The following is a 13595-nucleotide window of genomic DNA, read 5'->3' on the forward strand; positions in this document are numbered from 1 at the left end:
GGCCGAGGCGCAGGCCTTCGTCGCGTGGCGCGACAACGTTTGGTCCTACGCTTACGGCGAATTGGCAAAGGTGCAGGCTGGGCAGCGCGAGCAGCCGACCGTCGATGAATTTCTTGCCGAGATCGCGCCGATTGCTTGGCCGGCTGTTTGAGCAAAAAAAGCCCGCCACCTGGCGGGATGGCGGGCTTACGCTTAGGCGTTAATTTGCAACGCCGCTGCATTCTCTGATGCCTGTTCTTGGCATTCGTGTCGTTGGAATAGAAGATAGCGCAGATAGGTTGCGCAAAGCTTACGTCTTAACGGCAACTATTAGCTTTCAAAACTAAAAGAGGCCCGTCGCTCCGCCAAGCGCCAGGTCCTCAATACCGCAGCCTGTTTCAGGGGACATGCGGCGCATTCTTATTGGCGACCATTCGGAGCGCCGTCAATCAACAATCAGGAGAACATCATGGCTCGGGAAACGCTTCCCGTCGCTCTCGACCTTATGTTTGGTCACGAGGGTGGCTACGTGAATTCGAAAACGGATCGGGGCGGCCCGACCAAATTCGGCATCACTCACAAGACGCTTGCGGCTCATCGTGGCGTTGCATCTGTCACGGCCGAACAGGTCAAGGCTATGACGCGCGAGGAAGCCACGGAAATCTATCGCCGGTCCTACTGGACACAGAGTGGCGGTGATCTGCTGCCGAAGGGCCTCGATTACGCTGCGTTTGACTTTGGCGTGAACTCTGGACCTTCAACCGCGGTCCGCCGCTTGCAGAAGGTCCTTGGCATTCGCGAGGATGGCGTCGTTGGCGAACAGACCGTGGCGGCCGTCAAGGCGTACCCTGGCGGTATTGCCAAGCTCATTCACGCTTACTGCGACGAGCGCATGGCCTATCTCCGCAGCCTGACGAACGCAAAGACCGGCTTCCCGGTCAATGGCCGTGGTTGGACGATCCGTGTCACCGGCAAGGATCCGAAAGGCCAGTGGGCCGATCAGCTCGGCGTCGTCGGTAATGCTGTTCGCCTGGCTACACTCAGCGCCAATATGGTCAAGGACGTGAAGGTGCCAGAGGAAGGTAAGGCGAAAGCCGACGTTCGTGATACCGGCCTCATTGAGGTTATCAAGAAGCCGGAGGCATGGGGACCGCTTGGCGGCTTCTTGTCTGCGGCTGGCGCAATCTTTGCCGGATCTGGCCCGGTGCAGTGGGCGCTCGCGGCATTGATGATCGGCGGGGGCATCCTCGGCTTCATCTATCTGGTCAAGCGGGTGAGGGCGGCATGATGGTCTTTCTCACCGCGCTATGGTCGCGCCTTTCTGGCTATCTAGCCGCAATTGGTACGGCGCTCGCGATCATCGCGGGCGTCTTTTTGTATGGCCAGAGGGCAGGGCGCTCCGCGGCAAAAGACGAACAGGCCGCAGCAAATGCCAAGGCCATCAAGAAGGCCGGGGATGTCGAAAATGAAATCAGGAATCTGGATGACGCTGGCGTTGACGACGCTCTTGGCAAGTGGATGCGCGACAAGCGGTAGCTACTGCGACATCGCGCGCCCGGTGCGTCCATCTGTCGACGACCAGATGAGCAGCGAAACCAAGCGGCAAATCCTTGCTGAAAATGAGAAGCTGATGAAGCTTTGCGGGGTGAAGCCATGACCGGCGCCGAGATCATGGCTGTTGGCGGCTTCTTCGTTCTGCTCTTCGGCTTTTTCTTCGGCCTGTGGAAGTACGTCGATGCGAAGATCAGCGCCGCAAAGACCGAGGCGGCTGGCGCAGCGGCTGCCGCCCAGGCGCTGGCCTCACTGGCAAGGGAAGAGCTCGCTGCGCACCGTTTACATGTGGCCGAAACCTACGTTTCCAAATCCGGCCTGCGAGAGCAGACAGAGCAGATCATGGGCGCGATTGGGGCCGTAAAGGATGCCGTCGACAAAATGACGTTGCGTGTCGATCGGATTGTCGAAAATCAGTCGAAGCCGCGCACGACGCGGGGAGGGTAGAAACAAAATAGCCCGGCACTTTGGCCGGGCTTTTTGTGTTTATGGACGGCTATCAGAACTTTACGCCGAGGCCGACGCGGATAGCGTGCTGATCGATATCAGAGTTGATCGTGCCGCCACCGAGGCTGCCGAAGTCGAACGTCTTATCGCCGAAGTCAGTGTAGCGATATTCCACGCGGGCGAACACGTTGTCCGTGAAAGCATAATCAAGTCCAACGCCGAGGGTGTAGCCGTTGAACGTTTCTTTCTCTTCACCGAAGCCCGCTACGTCCGCATAGCCGCGAGCATAAGCCCAGCCGGCAGTACCGTATACGAGAGCGCGGTCAAAGGCGTAGCCAACGCGGCCGCGTACCGAACCCTGCCAGTCGAAGCCGTAGTTGAGAGCGCCGCCGAATGCAGTGTTGTCTGCCCAGTTCTTGTCGAAATCAGCCTCGAGACCGACAACCCAGCTGTTGCCGAAATCATAGTTGTAACCAACAAAGCCGCCGAGGATACCGCCGTCGAAATCTTCCGAGAAGGAACCTGCGGTGCCGCTAATCTCTACGTCCTGGTTGTTCCAGTTGTAGCCACCCTGAACACCGAGGGTGAAGCCAGTCCAGCTGAATACTGGTGCCACATCAGCAACAGGCGCTGCGGGTACTTCAGAAACCGCGTCAGCAGCCATAGCAGTTGATGCTGCCAGAACAAAAGCTAGGGTCGCGAGTGTCTTTTTCATTGTCTGAACTCCTAAATTTGAGGCTCAAATAAATAATATTTCGACGTAACATGCTGTAGCGCATGGGCAACACTCGCAACCCAAGCGTATTCGAGGTAGGATCTTGCTTCCTATGGATGCCGAAATCACGCGGATGTGTATCGTTTCTGGTGGACACCCGGAGAAGTACTGCTCTTACGGTTAGTCTCGCTGTCCTTTAGCATGACCCAATGATCTACCCGAAGACGCCCGCCAGGCCTTCGTTGTCGTCGCTCACGAAGCCGATCTGCTGGTCATTCATATGATGATGGAGCCGATTTTGCCGGCGTGTCCGCCTGCGCGGTGAGGTCGCCTTGAAGATATCCCGCTGCGGATGATGCAAGCAAAAAGAAACCCGCCGGAGCGGGTCTCGAGTCGGACTAAACCACAATGTTTCGGACCTGCCAACGCAGATAGAACCTAAGATATGGGTCTGCGATGCTGATCTCGCGGCTATCTTCATCCCAGTCAATTGCTGACGATAAGCCGCCTTTCAATGAGATGGATGCCAAATGTTTGAGCGCTGATGTAATTTCATGTTTTTGCGGCATCATCTCGGTCAGCAGTGAGCTCAGTTTTGACCTCAAATCTTCATACGAGATTGTCGGTGTAGGACCCGTTTCCGCAATTGCGAGAAGCGTTGCCTCGTAGATATCAGCTTCCCCACCCTGTTTTAGTGGCCTCTTCAGCCGCTCCTTTCGCGCTTGCGGACCGGTGACGAGCTTTTGATAAATTGGCAGGCCCGCGTCTTTAGCTATGCGGGTGAACATTTCCTTTAGATCGTAAGATTCTGGGATGTGGTGATGGCGAATTAGCGGTGGTTTCTCGACCTCATTGTCAAAGCAAATTTCCCAGCAGAATTTCTGCATCAAGAAGGGAGACGACTGGCTCTCCTCTACGATGGTATTTATGATCGCCTCAGGGCAATCGACCTTCAACTCGGTAAACCCTAGCCTAGCAATTTTTTCGAGTTCGTCATTTTTCCATTCTGGTAAAGTCACGGATATAAACCGGCCTGTTAATTCCGATTCAGCCGATATAGCGTCGAAAACACGATGGGCAACCGATAGCAGAAGAACCTTCAAGCCATTGAATATTGAACCTTTCAGATTTCTAACAATCTCCGTTCGCGCATCGGAACTGATGTAATGAAAATCGTCAATGACGAGAATAATGTTTCGCCTTTGCATCGCCTGAAGCGACTCAGACATACCGTCGACTTTATGTGTTTGCCCGTTAGTATTGCTGGAAAGCCTAGACCCAGTGGCCGTAACGACGACGGCATTGACTTCGCCTTCCACAGTGTATTCGGTCCCTGCCTCCGATGACCGTTCCACTGGAATGTTCAGTTCCGATGCGATTTTATCCCAGAGTGATTGCGCATCTTTTACTTGGCCGCCGTCGATCCAGATGTATTCACGTTCACCAAGCATTTTTTTGCATAGCACGGTCTTACCTGTCTTGGTTGGACCTGCGAGAGAAACGATCTGGTTCGGTGTAGCAATCGCCCTTGCCAGACTTTTTTCGACATGTAGTTCCTGACGATCGACGTAAGTTACAGTTGGCTGCCCACCGGCAATAAAAATTTGATCCCGATGCATGTTCCCCTACCGCGCCTGCCGCGCATCATGATTGAAAAAATCCGCTTGCACGTCGCGCGCCCCGCTCTTGTTTCTTGCGCGCCGCGCGCGCCGCTACCGTCTCTTCACCTCGTCCTGCGTCATCTATGGCAATGATAGTCGCCGCGCTTCCGATCATTATGGCAGCCGTTCTTGTCCAAGCCCCCACCATGCGCATATGCATTCAACGCGGACGCAGCGAGCAAGGCCGCGGCCAAAGCCAACCTGAATATTTTCATTGAAGAATCCCCATTCCCAGATGGCGCGAGAAAAACACGCAGTGAGATTGGAGTCGAGTCTACTCAACTAGAATTTTTATTAGGAAGGCCGATTACGCCACTGAAAACGTCACCAGCCCTATGAGGAACAATATAACAAGCGGAACCATCACTCGGCGTACTTTCCGCTCAGTCTCATTTTTCGGGTTGTTGGCGCCTCCGAACAAGCTTCCCAAGAGAGACTCAATAAAGCACCCAAGCATTGTAAACCTTTTCAACGCGTTTCATTCTGCTTCTTCACTTCGTCCCGTTTCATCGATCCCCTGATGCTGACATATGCGTGGCACAGTAGCGATACGAAAAATCCTACGAAGACCAGCGACGAGTAGCCTAACATCCGATTTGAAACGTTGTGCCAGCCTGCAAGCAAGGCGCCTGCGTGAAGCAGCATCAAAACCAGGAAGGCGATTTGAAAGCACACCGCTGCTTTCCAGAATCCTGATGTCTCAGCGATGTAACGTCTCAGCCAAGATGAGCCACTTTTCGGCCCATCAGTTTCCCCTGTCGGCTGTGACATTGCTTGCTGCTCCCATTTCACACCTCCGGATCCACCCAGAATAGTTAATCTCCCACCACCTTCAAATCCGGCGGCGCGCCTTCTGCCCTAAACGTCCGGATATCGAACTGCTTCATATCTCCGCGTGACGTCAGCATCGTCAGCTCCATGATTTCCACATCGAGGCCACTCTTGTGAAGATCCCTCACGGCGTCGTTCAACTGGCGCAGGGCCATGGACAGGCGCTGCTTTGCGTCTTTCTGTCGAGTGATACGAGTGATCATCTGGGCGACTCCTTGTGCGGATAGTGCTCCCAGCAATGCCAGGATGACTTTTCAACTTTGTTTCGGCTAAAGCCGAAGCCACCCCATTTACGACACCCCGGATGCTCACACCAGTGATTCTCGTGGATGCCGTCGCCGGCCTTGTTGGTCTGGTCGCTCATAGCAAGGAACCTTGCTCTTTCTGCTCCTCGACGGGCAGCAGCACAAGCCCTTCGTCAGGCAATGGGCGTTGTAGCGCCTTGGCTTCCTCCCATGGCGCAGTCAGCCACGTTTCCACTTCATCTTTGCTAGTCAGTATGACCGGCATCGCCTTCGGGTGGATCGGCTTCACAATGCTGTTTGGATCTGTCGTGAGGAAGGCAAAGAGCTGGTGATCGCCCTCTCGCGGGTTCTTCATCGAGCCGCGCACGCCGCGCCAGTCGGTCCAAATGCCAGCAAAGAAGGCGAGGGGCGTTTCCTCATTCAGCGCAAACCAGCGCTTTGTTTTCCGCGGCTTTGTATCCTCCCACTCGCAGAAAGTCGTCCACGGGACCACGCAGCGATTTTCGGGCCGAAGCCATCGGCGCCAGTGCGGCGATGTCACGTTGCGGATATTGGTCACGCCTGTATCTGGCTTTCCCTGCGTGACGAACTGTGGCGATGGCATGCCCCAGGTGAGCCCGACGAGCTCCCGGCCGGTTTCGCCATTGCGCACCACCGGCGCCGGTCGATCGGGGTAGACCTCTACATCCGGCTCCAGATTGAGCCGCTCCTGCATGGTGCCCACGATATCGCGGATCGATTCCTGGTTGGTCTTCACGCGGTATAGGTTACACATGCTCACCTCGGCATCTTGGCTATGGTGATTTTCACATCACCCTTCACGCTGCATCGTTTGCATTTCAGCCGCTTGGCTATCTCGTCTACCGTCGTGTCGGTTTTGGCTGCACGGTTCAGTTGCCAGTGCGGGATATTTGAAACGTGGCCGCAGTAGTTGCACTTGGCAACGACTATCTCCCAGTTTCGAATTTCCTTCACTCTAACGGCCGGCGGCTTTGCTTGTTTCAATGCCTCGATCTGGCTGCCGGAGCGTGAGTGGTAGTGAAGCATGCAGCGACCGGAATAACCTTCCACCGGCTTTGCGCATTTGATCACTTCCTGAGAGATGTGTCGCAGCATCGTCGGCATCGATAGGTCGCCAAACTCAATCATAAGCTCGCCGGAGCTTATGAATTTCAGGAGCTCGCATTCCTCGCATATGACACCGACCGGCTCGCCGCCGTAGTCCGAAAGCAGATAGACTCCTTCACCCGGCATTTCGATCAGCGTCCGGCTTCCATCCCCTCGTGAAACCGGTTCCCATCGCGGCAGTCGCCAGCGCAAGCTGCAGCCGCAAGTGCTGGATGTCTTCCATAAGCGTCTCAATCGCGGCCCGGCTGTCGCCGTCGTGCCATGCAATGATGTGGTCGACCGGATCAGCTTGTGGTTCTCTTGTGTTAAGGTTCATGCCTCTCTCCACCGTTGTCATCCCATTGCAGAGCGAGGCCGCATTTCGTCAGCAATGTTCCTATTATGTTCCCGTTTGCGAAGTAGTCAAGAACAAGCTAGCCTTTGGCCCCAGATCATTGGCGGAGGAGTAATGGAATGCTCAGGAAGACGGCGTATGCAGACGAAATCGCAACGGCTCGTGACGATATCGGGCAGACTATCGAACGCATCCACGTCAAAGAACATGGAAAAGACGAGATTCGTTTTTCTTGGTGGGTAGACGGAAAGATGATGGTCCGGCCGCTCGATTTACCAGAAGAGGAACTTCTTCCATTGATGCGGGAGGCAATACGCAAGGGCGTGTTTAGCGCGGATTTTCTAAGAAATCTGCATCAAGTACTTTATGAGGAGCGTCACCAAATTATCCCGTGTGACGCCCTATGATCAAAGAGCACTTCGATTTATCGAAACCATCTTTCTCATCGCATTCGCTGCGAGCTCGGCGCGCCCTCCGAGATAGTGCATATCGAGGATCGTCTCGACGTCCTTCAAACTGTGGCCTGTAACAGCGGCAATCTCTGGCACGGTGCACCCGGCCAGTGCCATCCGCGTGATTGCTGTGCCGCGTAGATCATGGAAGGTAAGGTCGGTGATGCCAGCCTTCTCGCAGCATTTCCGCCACGAGGTATTGAACCCGTCGCTTGTCCAGGCTCCGCCGCGGCTGTTTCTAAGGATGGCGCCATTGCCTCGCTGGGAGCTTAGGACGTCGGCCAGTGGGCCCACAGGCACCAAAACGCGCGCCTTCGTTTTTGACTGAGTGAACCGCAAATGGGAGCCGTCAAAATCGCGCCAGGAGAGCCGCAGGAGGTCTCCCTTTCGCTGCCCGGTCCATAGTGCCAACTGAATGGCTAAACGAATGTAGGGAGGCGCCACGGCCTCAAACGCGGCCACGTCAGCGTCACTCCATGTCCGATCGCGTCTCGTCGAGCGGTACAATCGACCACCTCGTTCAGCGATATTGACCGAGATCATCCCTCGGTCTTTTGCAAACGACAGAACTCGGACAAGCACCATCCATGCGAAGTCCGCGCTGCGAGGCTTGTCGGCCAGCGCATCCCGCCATTCCTTAAACGAGCCGCGCGTCACGGGGTTCTGTAGCTCAACAAGTGATAGACGGCCGAACTCCTTTCGGATCTTGTCGAGGTATCGATCGTATTCTTGACGGGTGACGAGTGTGGTGCGACGAAAATCTGAAGAGCCGCGATATAGCGTTATGAGCGACGACAAGTCGGTGGGTGAGGGGGCTCGGCGCCGCTCGTGAGCCTGCCTGAACGCCACCTCGAGAACGGGATCACCGGGCTGAATTGGCTCGCCATTGTCGTTCTTGAGCAGAGGGCCCCCTCGCCAAGCGTAGCAGTAATAGATGGATTTGCCGCTGGCGAGCGTCTTCTTGACCTTCGCCAGGCCCTTTAAACTTGCGTCGCGCATCGTAACCACCTTTCCATCGCGGGACTAGCTGCCGCCGGCACAAGTGCCGAAAGCGTTCATCGTCTCCTCATGTGGTGGTGCGCGATTGGTGGTCGCGAAGGTAAGTTAGGACGGACCTGTCTGGCGGTCAAGATAACGACTAAACTGCTCTATGTACGACCGATCCACGCTCGGCTTCTGGATGGCCGCCGACCCGGATGCGCACGCCGTCTGGTTCGATGAACTCCGCGAAACGCCATCTGCCAGGCTCGAACTCTTCGCCGACTTCCAGGGCCGTTTGAAGAAGATGGACGGTAGAAGTCTTGGCGTCCGAGCCGTTCTCGATTCGCGTGACCGTGTTGGCCGTAACGCCGGCCTTTTCCGCTAAATCTCGCACACCCCAGCCGAGTCCAACGCGGGCCATTTTAAGCTGAGTGGCGTTCATTTTAGGTACCCTGTACAAATACATGTTGACACGGTTAATCTCGTGTGGCTTCATGTGTACACAGTACAAATGCAGCGACACAAAAGCAACACGGAACCGAAACAATGGTTAACGCAACGTTACCGGCGAACGCCGAAGTCATGCCAGAATCCTTTATATCCAGGATGTCCCGCCTCTTCATGGAACTGCACACCGTCGGCGAGCGCGTGGGCGAGATGCCCGATGATGCAATGGACCATATTACGGAGGCTGAGTGGATTGTCTCAAAGGCGATCATCGAGGCGCCAGTGACCTGTGAGGCGGACATCGCAGGCAAGCTGCGTCACGCCGCTTTGCTAGTCGAATGCCCGCATGGTGAGTACACGAATGAGCAGCTTGCCATAGCAACCTCCCTAAATGGTCTCCGCCAGTTTCGTGCCAAAGAATGGAGCGCGGCAATGAAGGAGGCAAAGGCATGAGCATTAATGAGGATGATGATCCGCGTTTCGCTTACCTTGAGTGGCTGGCCATAGAAGCCCGCCTCCTTCGGATTGAGCTCTACGGCGACGAGTACTGGGCCGACAAGCAGCTAACGCCGTGCGGCACCTTTGCGGGCGATTTTCACGTGGGGCAGGGCGATTGGCGCGACCGTCCGCAGCCGTCTACTAGAGCCGAACTTGTGCTTCGCACAGTTGGCGCTATGCCGAAATATCCAGCCGATTAAATAGCTTTGGGCATGTATCCGTTCGGGCCTTCTATCCCGACTACGGTAATTGGATGATGCCGGTTCGATCCCGGCCATGCTCCCCATTAGTTCCCTGAGCCAGCCCTGCGCAGGGCTGGCCAACTTGCCCAGCGCGCCCACGTGGCTGCGCGGGTCTTTTATTCCTGAGGAGAGACGACAATGAAAAGCATGCAAATGCCAATTCCAGATGACGCGTGCGGCAAAGCTAGCGCCTTTTTCAACGTCTTCATGACGGACGCATTCGGCGCGGTGACATGGTGCGCCACGTTCGAAGGTGCTGGCGGCTTCGAGGACGCGATAGATGTAGCTGATGACATGGCCCGCACGCACAAGACACAAACGTGGGTCATGCCTGCCTTCTACACCATGGACGGCAGGGAAGGCGAAGAAGACGAAGGATCGACTACTGGCAAAATTTGCCACAACTAAATTTCCAACCGCCACCACAGCGCCAAGAAGGCCCGCCAGAATCACCGACTGGCGGGTTTTCGCTTACCTCAAACACCGGTTGTCTCCGCCCGAATGTGCACAGTTAGTGCACGGATAAAAATGCGCTATCCGGGCGTTACTTCTAAGTTGAAGCAATGATTGCTCAGGTTGCAGGAAATGCCGGCTTTAGCATGGCCGGGATCGAACCTGGATGCGCTACGAAACCTGTCACCGGATCAAGCACGCCTCTAACTGGCAGGCCGTGAGCCTCTGGTGTGCTTGAGGCGAAAAAGAAAATATGCAGGTTGCGGTGAAGACCAACTAGACCAGCTGTTATCGTCTTGTTGTCCGAATTATATCGATACGCGAACTGATTCCAAACTGAAAACTGGCCTTGCTTCAATTCGCCTTGGCCGGGCAATATCTTTAGCATAGCCTTGGCATGTTCGTCGGATAGTCCGTGGTTTGCATACCAAGCTGCCTGAACGATCCCTTCATCAGGTAACGCCTTTCCCGTATGCTCGTGGAAAAGAGCCATAGCAATCTTAGCTGAGAAGGCATTCATATGATTTCTCAGATTTGGCCCGTTCGCCCTCATTTCAACGCTTCTAAGTAGAATTCCAGCGTCATTTTTGAGCAGGACGTTACGCTTCGGAATCTGCATAAACTCGCTGTACGCTAGGGGCGAGTCTCGTCTGAACGTAGCAAGCAGATTTCTCCCAGCCTGTGAATTCCAGAAATCCGCCGGGCCCGATTTATCTATTCTTGAGAGAAAAGCGGCGGCGACGTCAGCCCCTTTCGTCTTGTTATTGCACTCAGAGCAAGCAGGGAACACTAAACCAGATGGTCGCTGCCTGCCGTCGAAAAGCATCCGTGGAGGCATATGCTCTAACGTCGTGGGCTTCCGATTGCAGTAGACGCATCGGGGAGCCGCATCTACCATCTGCTTCTGTGATAACTTTTTCTGATTAGCCTGTCCCAATTTATCCGCCCCTCTGATTCTATCTTAAATAATCTAGAGTTGCTTATTGTGGATCGGGAGTTGATTTTTGCGTGGGCAACAAAAAAGGCCGGTGCATCGCTGCCCCAGCCTTCCTGTCGCCTGCCGCTGCTGCCAGTACATCCGTGGTCAGTGCGCAAGCTGTCTGGCCACATAACTAGCTAGGATGGATTTGGTTCCCGTCAGGCAGATGGCCAATCATTTGCCGGCTCGTCGATTTCCTTCGGGTCATCTGCCGGGTCCGGGTCTTGTTGATAGGAAGTCGTCAGCCGATAGAGTTCTTCCTGGAAAGCGGCGATAATGTCTGGCGCCGCGTGGCCTTTCTGAACAAACCGATCGACAAGTTGCTCTAGCTCGATACCGATTTCATCCTGCATAGCGCTATCCTCAGTGCTTCTTGTGGTCGCCGCGATCACCCTCGCCGGGCTTTGCGTCGTGCTTCGCCCGATGGCGCTTATCGGCAGATAGTGACCGCCCAACGTCGACGCTTTCCTTAAACTGGCCTTTTTCGTCGCGACGTGCGTAGCGCTTGTCAGTGCCGGTGTCGATTAGCTCTCTCTTGGACATGAAATCTCTCCTCGCTCACATTGAACGAGAATAACGCGTGGGACTCCAAAAGGATGCGAAAACTCGTCTCCGACGAGATTAGCGCCCAGCCTTGACCACACCGTCGAGATAAAGGTCTTCGCCTCGTTGTGTGGACGTAAAGTTAAAGTCCTCCCTGCTTAAAAAGCGGTCAAACCAGCTCAAGAGCTCGTCCGACGTCGCCGTTTTGCGATAGCCGACAAGCTTGACGGTCAGGGGAGCACTAAATGCAATGTCAAAGGCGGTGTCGAATTGAGTCGTGCCAGAAAGCTGAACCGAAAATCTACCATCTCCGTCGTAATTTATGGCAACCACCGCCCGAGTGAAGAACTCGTCGCTGTAGGTGGTGATGAGGCCCGGGGCTTCCCACCAATCCTCGCCTGTCAACGTATTGCGAGTACCCTCGCCCTGGAAGTCTACCCGTATTTTTTGCAGGCTGCGAAAATCGCCGTTCTCGAAGTGCTTCACCGGGATTTTAAGCCACTGCGTGTCCAGTCCCGGGTTCAACCACTGAGCGACGTCATCCTCGGGATCATTGTTCGGATCGAAGAAGAATTTCGGAGACTTCACTTCTAAATCTAGAACGACGTAATCCTCCAATTCCTTACCAGGCCAAGATCCACTAGAAGCCCGCAATGCAATGCGTGGCTCCTCGATTGGAAGGTCGAGATGATAGTCCTGATAAACGAGTTTAAAGTGCTCCATGCAGTTCTCCAGTATGAAAACTCTTCGTGGCTTCCGAGAGATAGCGGTCAACGCGAACATCGACCGCCCTATGGAAGCCGCAGGCCCATCATTCCTTTAGGAGGCTTTGGTTTCAAGCCGCCCTCACAAACACCGCCAACTCTCGCCGCACAGGATCCCGCTCTTCGCGCTCGACAAGCGCACCTTCACGCATCAAAGCAGCCACGAGGCTGGCCGCACGCTTGCGCTGCACGTTATCGTCCAAATCCAGCCCCACAGCGTACGCTACAGCGCTTCCGACCCAGTTCTTGGCCTTGGGTGACTTCCTGTAGTCGGACGCGCTCACGGCCGCTTGGCAACGCCACCGCCTGCGCGGTTGTGATAACCACACACTGGATATTTGACGCGACGAATCGTTAGGTCGACGCCAAAAAAAGTTAGTTGCTATTTTTCCCAGAACCCATGATTCTATTTCTTTCGAGCTGCGCGAGTACTCTTAGTCCTCGTTCAGTCAGGACGCTACGCCTAGTCGTGTTTGCTGTTGGCTTTTGGGTTTCTGCCAACCCATGAATGATTAGTTTGGGAAATACATCTTGGATCAGAAATCGCGAGGTAGGATTAGTTACTCCGTGTGGCACTCCGTTCACCAACTGCGAATAAAAATGGGAAACGAGTTCTGCTAAGCTTCTTTCCGTTCCTGATAACGCCTCGATCGCATCAGGAATTTCAATTGTTGTTGCACTCAGCAATTCTATTATGTCATCAAGCTCGTCGGATTTTGTTGTTGTTCTCCTACTGGTAATCGAATTACCCTTAGATGAGGTAGCGCTGTCAAGCTCAGATCGAAGCCTCGATATTTCGGCATGCAGCGCTGAAACATCGACTATCTCCGATGCAGACACCCATCCTACTAAATCTGTTTGATGGCCAAGTTCGCCTAGGCTTTCATGGATGGCTAGTTTTATGTCGCGATCGTCTACGAAAAACGCCGACATAGTGCTCAGCACTTTCTCGCGAAATTTCTTTAGGGCTTTCGGATTGTCTTGCTCGATAACGGAGCTTCCGAAGTTTTTGACCTTGGCTTCTAGGGCGTCTTCCTTGATCACAACAGAGAACAGCGGCTTCCTTTTCTCTACTGCGTAATCGTATTCCATCTCCGTGTAACTTATGCCGGTGTCCTTATCGACTGATCCGTACCTTCCGCCCAAAATGAGCATGTACACATCGGACTCATCGATCCAGCGCTTAATGATCTCCCATTGAGACTTGTCGCTAGCCGTAAAAAGCTCCATCCCTGCCGGAATGTGACCTGCCTTCAAAATGGCCTGCACGGCAGCCTGCCGTTCTGTCTGCAAATCAGTGAATGTGCTGGAAACAAAAACCTGTAATTTCTTTTTCATGACCTGA

General features: G+C 54.5%; 23 protein-coding genes. 7 read left to right on the forward strand and 16 right to left on the reverse strand.

Annotation, left to right across the window (positions count from 1 at the left end):
• The first annotated feature begins 448 nt into the window (after positions 1-448).
• The 3 genes from ACUTJJ_RS05400 (at position 449) to ACUTJJ_RS05410 (ending at position 1977) form a co-directional block, all read left to right on the forward strand.
• Entirely contained in the window at positions 449-1267 is an 819-nt protein-coding gene (locus ACUTJJ_RS05400; RefSeq protein ID WP_445541540.1) for a glycoside hydrolase family 108 protein, read from the forward strand.
• Positions 1264-1515, forward strand: a complete 252-nt coding sequence (locus ACUTJJ_RS05405) for a hypothetical protein (RefSeq protein ID WP_445541541.1) — start codon at positions 1264-1266, stop codon at positions 1513-1515. The genes ACUTJJ_RS05400 and ACUTJJ_RS05405 overlap by 4 nt, the downstream gene beginning before the upstream one ends.
• A gap of 117 nt (positions 1516-1632) precedes the next feature.
• Positions 1633-1977, forward strand: coding sequence for a hypothetical protein (locus tag ACUTJJ_RS05410; RefSeq protein WP_445541542.1), 345 nt, complete (start codon positions 1633-1635; stop codon positions 1975-1977).
• Between the two features lie 52 nt (positions 1978-2029).
• Here the strand turns inward: ACUTJJ_RS05410 and ACUTJJ_RS05415 are convergent, their stop codons facing one another.
• The 8 genes from ACUTJJ_RS05415 to ACUTJJ_RS05450 form a co-directional block, all read right to left on the reverse strand.
• On the reverse strand, positions 2030-2692 hold the full coding sequence (locus ACUTJJ_RS05415; RefSeq protein WP_445541543.1) for an outer membrane protein: 663 nt from the start codon (positions 2690-2692) through the stop codon (positions 2030-2032).
• 398 nt (positions 2693-3090) lie between these two features.
• A complete protein-coding gene (locus ACUTJJ_RS05420; protein ID WP_445541544.1) occupies positions 3091-4311 on the reverse strand; it encodes an AAA family ATPase in 1221 nt (406 codons plus the stop codon).
• Between the two features lie 119 nt (positions 4312-4430).
• Positions 4431-4568 carry a YHYH domain-containing protein gene (locus ACUTJJ_RS05425; protein ID WP_445541545.1) on the reverse strand — a complete coding sequence of 46 codons (138 nt, stop codon included), beginning with the start codon at positions 4566-4568 and terminating at the stop codon, positions 4431-4433.
• A gap of 253 nt (positions 4569-4821) precedes the next feature.
• Positions 4822-5124: a hypothetical protein gene (locus ACUTJJ_RS05430; protein WP_445541546.1), complete on the reverse strand. Its 303-nt coding sequence runs from the start codon at positions 5122-5124 to the stop codon at positions 4822-4824.
• 44 nt (positions 5125-5168) lie between these two features.
• Positions 5169-5387, reverse strand: coding sequence for a hypothetical protein (locus ACUTJJ_RS05435; RefSeq protein ID WP_135855965.1), 219 nt, complete (start codon positions 5385-5387; stop codon positions 5169-5171).
• Between the two features lie 157 nt (positions 5388-5544).
• Positions 5545-6204, reverse strand: coding sequence for an SOS response-associated peptidase (locus ACUTJJ_RS05440; protein WP_445541547.1), 660 nt, complete (start codon positions 6202-6204; stop codon positions 5545-5547).
• Positions 6205-6206: 2 nt separating this feature from the next.
• A complete protein-coding gene (locus tag ACUTJJ_RS05445; protein WP_445541548.1) occupies positions 6207-6683 on the reverse strand; it encodes a hypothetical protein in 477 nt (158 codons plus the stop codon).
• Positions 6673-6873, reverse strand: coding sequence for a dehydrogenase (locus ACUTJJ_RS05450; protein ID WP_445541549.1), 201 nt, complete (start codon positions 6871-6873; stop codon positions 6673-6675). Before ACUTJJ_RS05450 ends, ACUTJJ_RS05445 begins: the two co-directional genes overlap by 11 nt.
• A gap of 137 nt (positions 6874-7010) precedes the next feature.
• Here ACUTJJ_RS05450 and ACUTJJ_RS05455 point away from each other — a divergent pair, with 137 nt between their 5' ends.
• On the forward strand, positions 7011-7298 hold the full coding sequence (locus tag ACUTJJ_RS05455; protein ID WP_445541550.1) for a hypothetical protein: 288 nt from the start codon (positions 7011-7013) through the stop codon (positions 7296-7298).
• Here ACUTJJ_RS05455 and ACUTJJ_RS05460 read toward each other — a convergent pair whose 3' ends face one another.
• Positions 7299-8342: a tyrosine-type recombinase/integrase gene (locus tag ACUTJJ_RS05460; RefSeq protein WP_445541551.1), complete on the reverse strand. Its 1044-nt coding sequence runs from the start codon at positions 8340-8342 to the stop codon at positions 7299-7301. It lies immediately after the preceding gene.
• Between the two features lie 139 nt (positions 8343-8481).
• Complete coding sequence (locus tag ACUTJJ_RS05465) at positions 8482-8820, reverse strand: helix-turn-helix domain-containing protein (RefSeq protein WP_445541552.1); 339 nt, start codon at positions 8818-8820, stop codon at positions 8482-8484.
• Positions 8821-8870: 50 nt separating this feature from the next.
• Between ACUTJJ_RS05465 and ACUTJJ_RS05470 the strand changes: the two genes are divergently transcribed.
• From ACUTJJ_RS05470 to ACUTJJ_RS05480, 3 genes are all read left to right on the forward strand, one after another.
• Positions 8871-9224 carry a hypothetical protein gene (locus ACUTJJ_RS05470; RefSeq protein WP_445541553.1) on the forward strand — a complete coding sequence of 118 codons (354 nt, stop codon included), beginning with the start codon at positions 8871-8873 and terminating at the stop codon, positions 9222-9224.
• Positions 9221-9469, forward strand: a complete 249-nt coding sequence (locus ACUTJJ_RS05475) for a hypothetical protein (protein ID WP_445541554.1) — start codon at positions 9221-9223, stop codon at positions 9467-9469. Before ACUTJJ_RS05470 ends, ACUTJJ_RS05475 begins: the two co-directional genes overlap by 4 nt.
• 180 nt (positions 9470-9649) lie before the next feature.
• A complete protein-coding gene (locus ACUTJJ_RS05480; protein ID WP_445541555.1) occupies positions 9650-9919 on the forward strand; it encodes a hypothetical protein in 270 nt (89 codons plus the stop codon).
• A 163-nt stretch (positions 9920-10082) separates the two neighbouring features.
• Here ACUTJJ_RS05480 and ACUTJJ_RS05485 read toward each other — a convergent pair whose 3' ends face one another.
• The 6 genes from ACUTJJ_RS05485 to ACUTJJ_RS05510 form a co-directional block, all read right to left on the reverse strand.
• Positions 10083-10484: a hypothetical protein gene (locus ACUTJJ_RS05485; RefSeq protein WP_445541556.1), complete on the reverse strand. Its 402-nt coding sequence runs from the start codon at positions 10482-10484 to the stop codon at positions 10083-10085.
• Between the two features lie 617 nt (positions 10485-11101).
• Entirely contained in the window at positions 11102-11296 is a 195-nt protein-coding gene (locus ACUTJJ_RS05490) for a hypothetical protein (RefSeq protein ID WP_445541557.1), read from the reverse strand.
• Between the two features lie 10 nt (positions 11297-11306).
• Positions 11307-11486, reverse strand: a complete 180-nt coding sequence (locus ACUTJJ_RS05495; protein WP_445541558.1) for a hypothetical protein — start codon at positions 11484-11486, stop codon at positions 11307-11309.
• 78 nt (positions 11487-11564) lie between these two features.
• On the reverse strand, positions 11565-12209 hold the full coding sequence (locus ACUTJJ_RS05500; protein WP_445541559.1) for a hypothetical protein: 645 nt from the start codon (positions 12207-12209) through the stop codon (positions 11565-11567).
• A gap of 112 nt (positions 12210-12321) precedes the next feature.
• Entirely contained in the window at positions 12322-12453 is a 132-nt protein-coding gene (locus ACUTJJ_RS05505; protein ID WP_445541560.1) for a hypothetical protein, read from the reverse strand.
• Between the two features lie 172 nt (positions 12454-12625).
• A complete protein-coding gene (locus tag ACUTJJ_RS05510) occupies positions 12626-13588 on the reverse strand; it encodes a DUF4062 domain-containing protein (RefSeq protein WP_445541561.1) in 963 nt (320 codons plus the stop codon).
• Positions 13589-13595: the final 7 nt, after the last annotated feature.

It is taken from the genome of Agrobacterium sp. DKPNP3 (assembly GCF_052686535.1).

What these genes read in the sequence shown, in the direction of transcription:
- ACUTJJ_RS05450 (WP_445541549.1), bottom strand. Translation starts at nt 6,873, where the DNA reads ATGAACCTTAACACAAGAGAACCACAAGCTGATCCGGTCGACCACATC.
- ACUTJJ_RS05435 (WP_135855965.1), bottom strand. Translation starts at nt 5,387, where the DNA reads ATGATCACTCGTATCACTCGACAGAAAGACGCAAAGCAGCGCCTGTCC.
- ACUTJJ_RS05430 (WP_445541546.1), bottom strand. Translation starts at nt 5,124, where the DNA reads ATGTCACAGCCGACAGGGGAAACTGATGGGCCGAAAAGTGGCTCATCT.
- ACUTJJ_RS05460 (WP_445541551.1), bottom strand. Translation starts at nt 8,342, where the DNA reads ATGCGCGACGCAAGTTTAAAGGGCCTGGCGAAGGTCAAGAAGACGCTC.
- ACUTJJ_RS05440 (WP_445541547.1), bottom strand. Translation starts at nt 6,204, where the DNA reads ATGTGTAACCTATACCGCGTGAAGACCAACCAGGAATCGATCCGCGAT.
- ACUTJJ_RS05495 (WP_445541558.1), bottom strand. Translation starts at nt 11,486, where the DNA reads ATGTCCAAGAGAGAGCTAATCGACACCGGCACTGACAAGCGCTACGCA.
- ACUTJJ_RS05405 (WP_445541541.1), top strand. Translation starts at nt 1,264, where the DNA reads ATGATGGTCTTTCTCACCGCGCTATGGTCGCGCCTTTCTGGCTATCTA.
- ACUTJJ_RS05415 (WP_445541543.1), bottom strand. Translation starts at nt 2,692, where the DNA reads ATGAAAAAGACACTCGCGACCCTAGCTTTTGTTCTGGCAGCATCAACT.
- ACUTJJ_RS05420 (WP_445541544.1), bottom strand. Translation starts at nt 4,311, where the DNA reads ATGCATCGGGATCAAATTTTTATTGCCGGTGGGCAGCCAACTGTAACT.
- ACUTJJ_RS05475 (WP_445541554.1), top strand. Translation starts at nt 9,221, where the DNA reads ATGAGCATTAATGAGGATGATGATCCGCGTTTCGCTTACCTTGAGTGG.
- ACUTJJ_RS05425 (WP_445541545.1), bottom strand. Translation starts at nt 4,568, where the DNA reads ATGAAAATATTCAGGTTGGCTTTGGCCGCGGCCTTGCTCGCTGCGTCC.
- ACUTJJ_RS05465 (WP_445541552.1), bottom strand. Translation starts at nt 8,820, where the DNA reads ATGAAGCCACACGAGATTAACCGTGTCAACATGTATTTGTACAGGGTA.
- ACUTJJ_RS05485 (WP_445541556.1), bottom strand. Translation starts at nt 10,484, where the DNA reads ATGAATGCCTTCTCAGCTAAGATTGCTATGGCTCTTTTCCACGAGCAT.
- ACUTJJ_RS05410 (WP_445541542.1), top strand. Translation starts at nt 1,633, where the DNA reads ATGACCGGCGCCGAGATCATGGCTGTTGGCGGCTTCTTCGTTCTGCTC.
- ACUTJJ_RS05490 (WP_445541557.1), bottom strand. Translation starts at nt 11,296, where the DNA reads ATGCAGGATGAAATCGGTATCGAGCTAGAGCAACTTGTCGATCGGTTT.
- ACUTJJ_RS05510 (WP_445541561.1), bottom strand. Translation starts at nt 13,588, where the DNA reads ATGAAAAAGAAATTACAGGTTTTTGTTTCCAGCACATTCACTGATTTG.
- ACUTJJ_RS05480 (WP_445541555.1), top strand. Translation starts at nt 9,650, where the DNA reads ATGAAAAGCATGCAAATGCCAATTCCAGATGACGCGTGCGGCAAAGCT.
- ACUTJJ_RS05500 (WP_445541559.1), bottom strand. Translation starts at nt 12,209, where the DNA reads ATGGAGCACTTTAAACTCGTTTATCAGGACTATCATCTCGACCTTCCA.
- ACUTJJ_RS05445 (WP_445541548.1), bottom strand. Translation starts at nt 6,683, where the DNA reads ATGCCGGGTGAAGGAGTCTATCTGCTTTCGGACTACGGCGGCGAGCCG.
- ACUTJJ_RS05455 (WP_445541550.1), top strand. Translation starts at nt 7,011, where the DNA reads ATGCTCAGGAAGACGGCGTATGCAGACGAAATCGCAACGGCTCGTGAC.
- ACUTJJ_RS05470 (WP_445541553.1), top strand. Translation starts at nt 8,871, where the DNA reads ATGGTTAACGCAACGTTACCGGCGAACGCCGAAGTCATGCCAGAATCC.
- ACUTJJ_RS05400 (WP_445541540.1), top strand. Translation starts at nt 449, where the DNA reads ATGGCTCGGGAAACGCTTCCCGTCGCTCTCGACCTTATGTTTGGTCAC.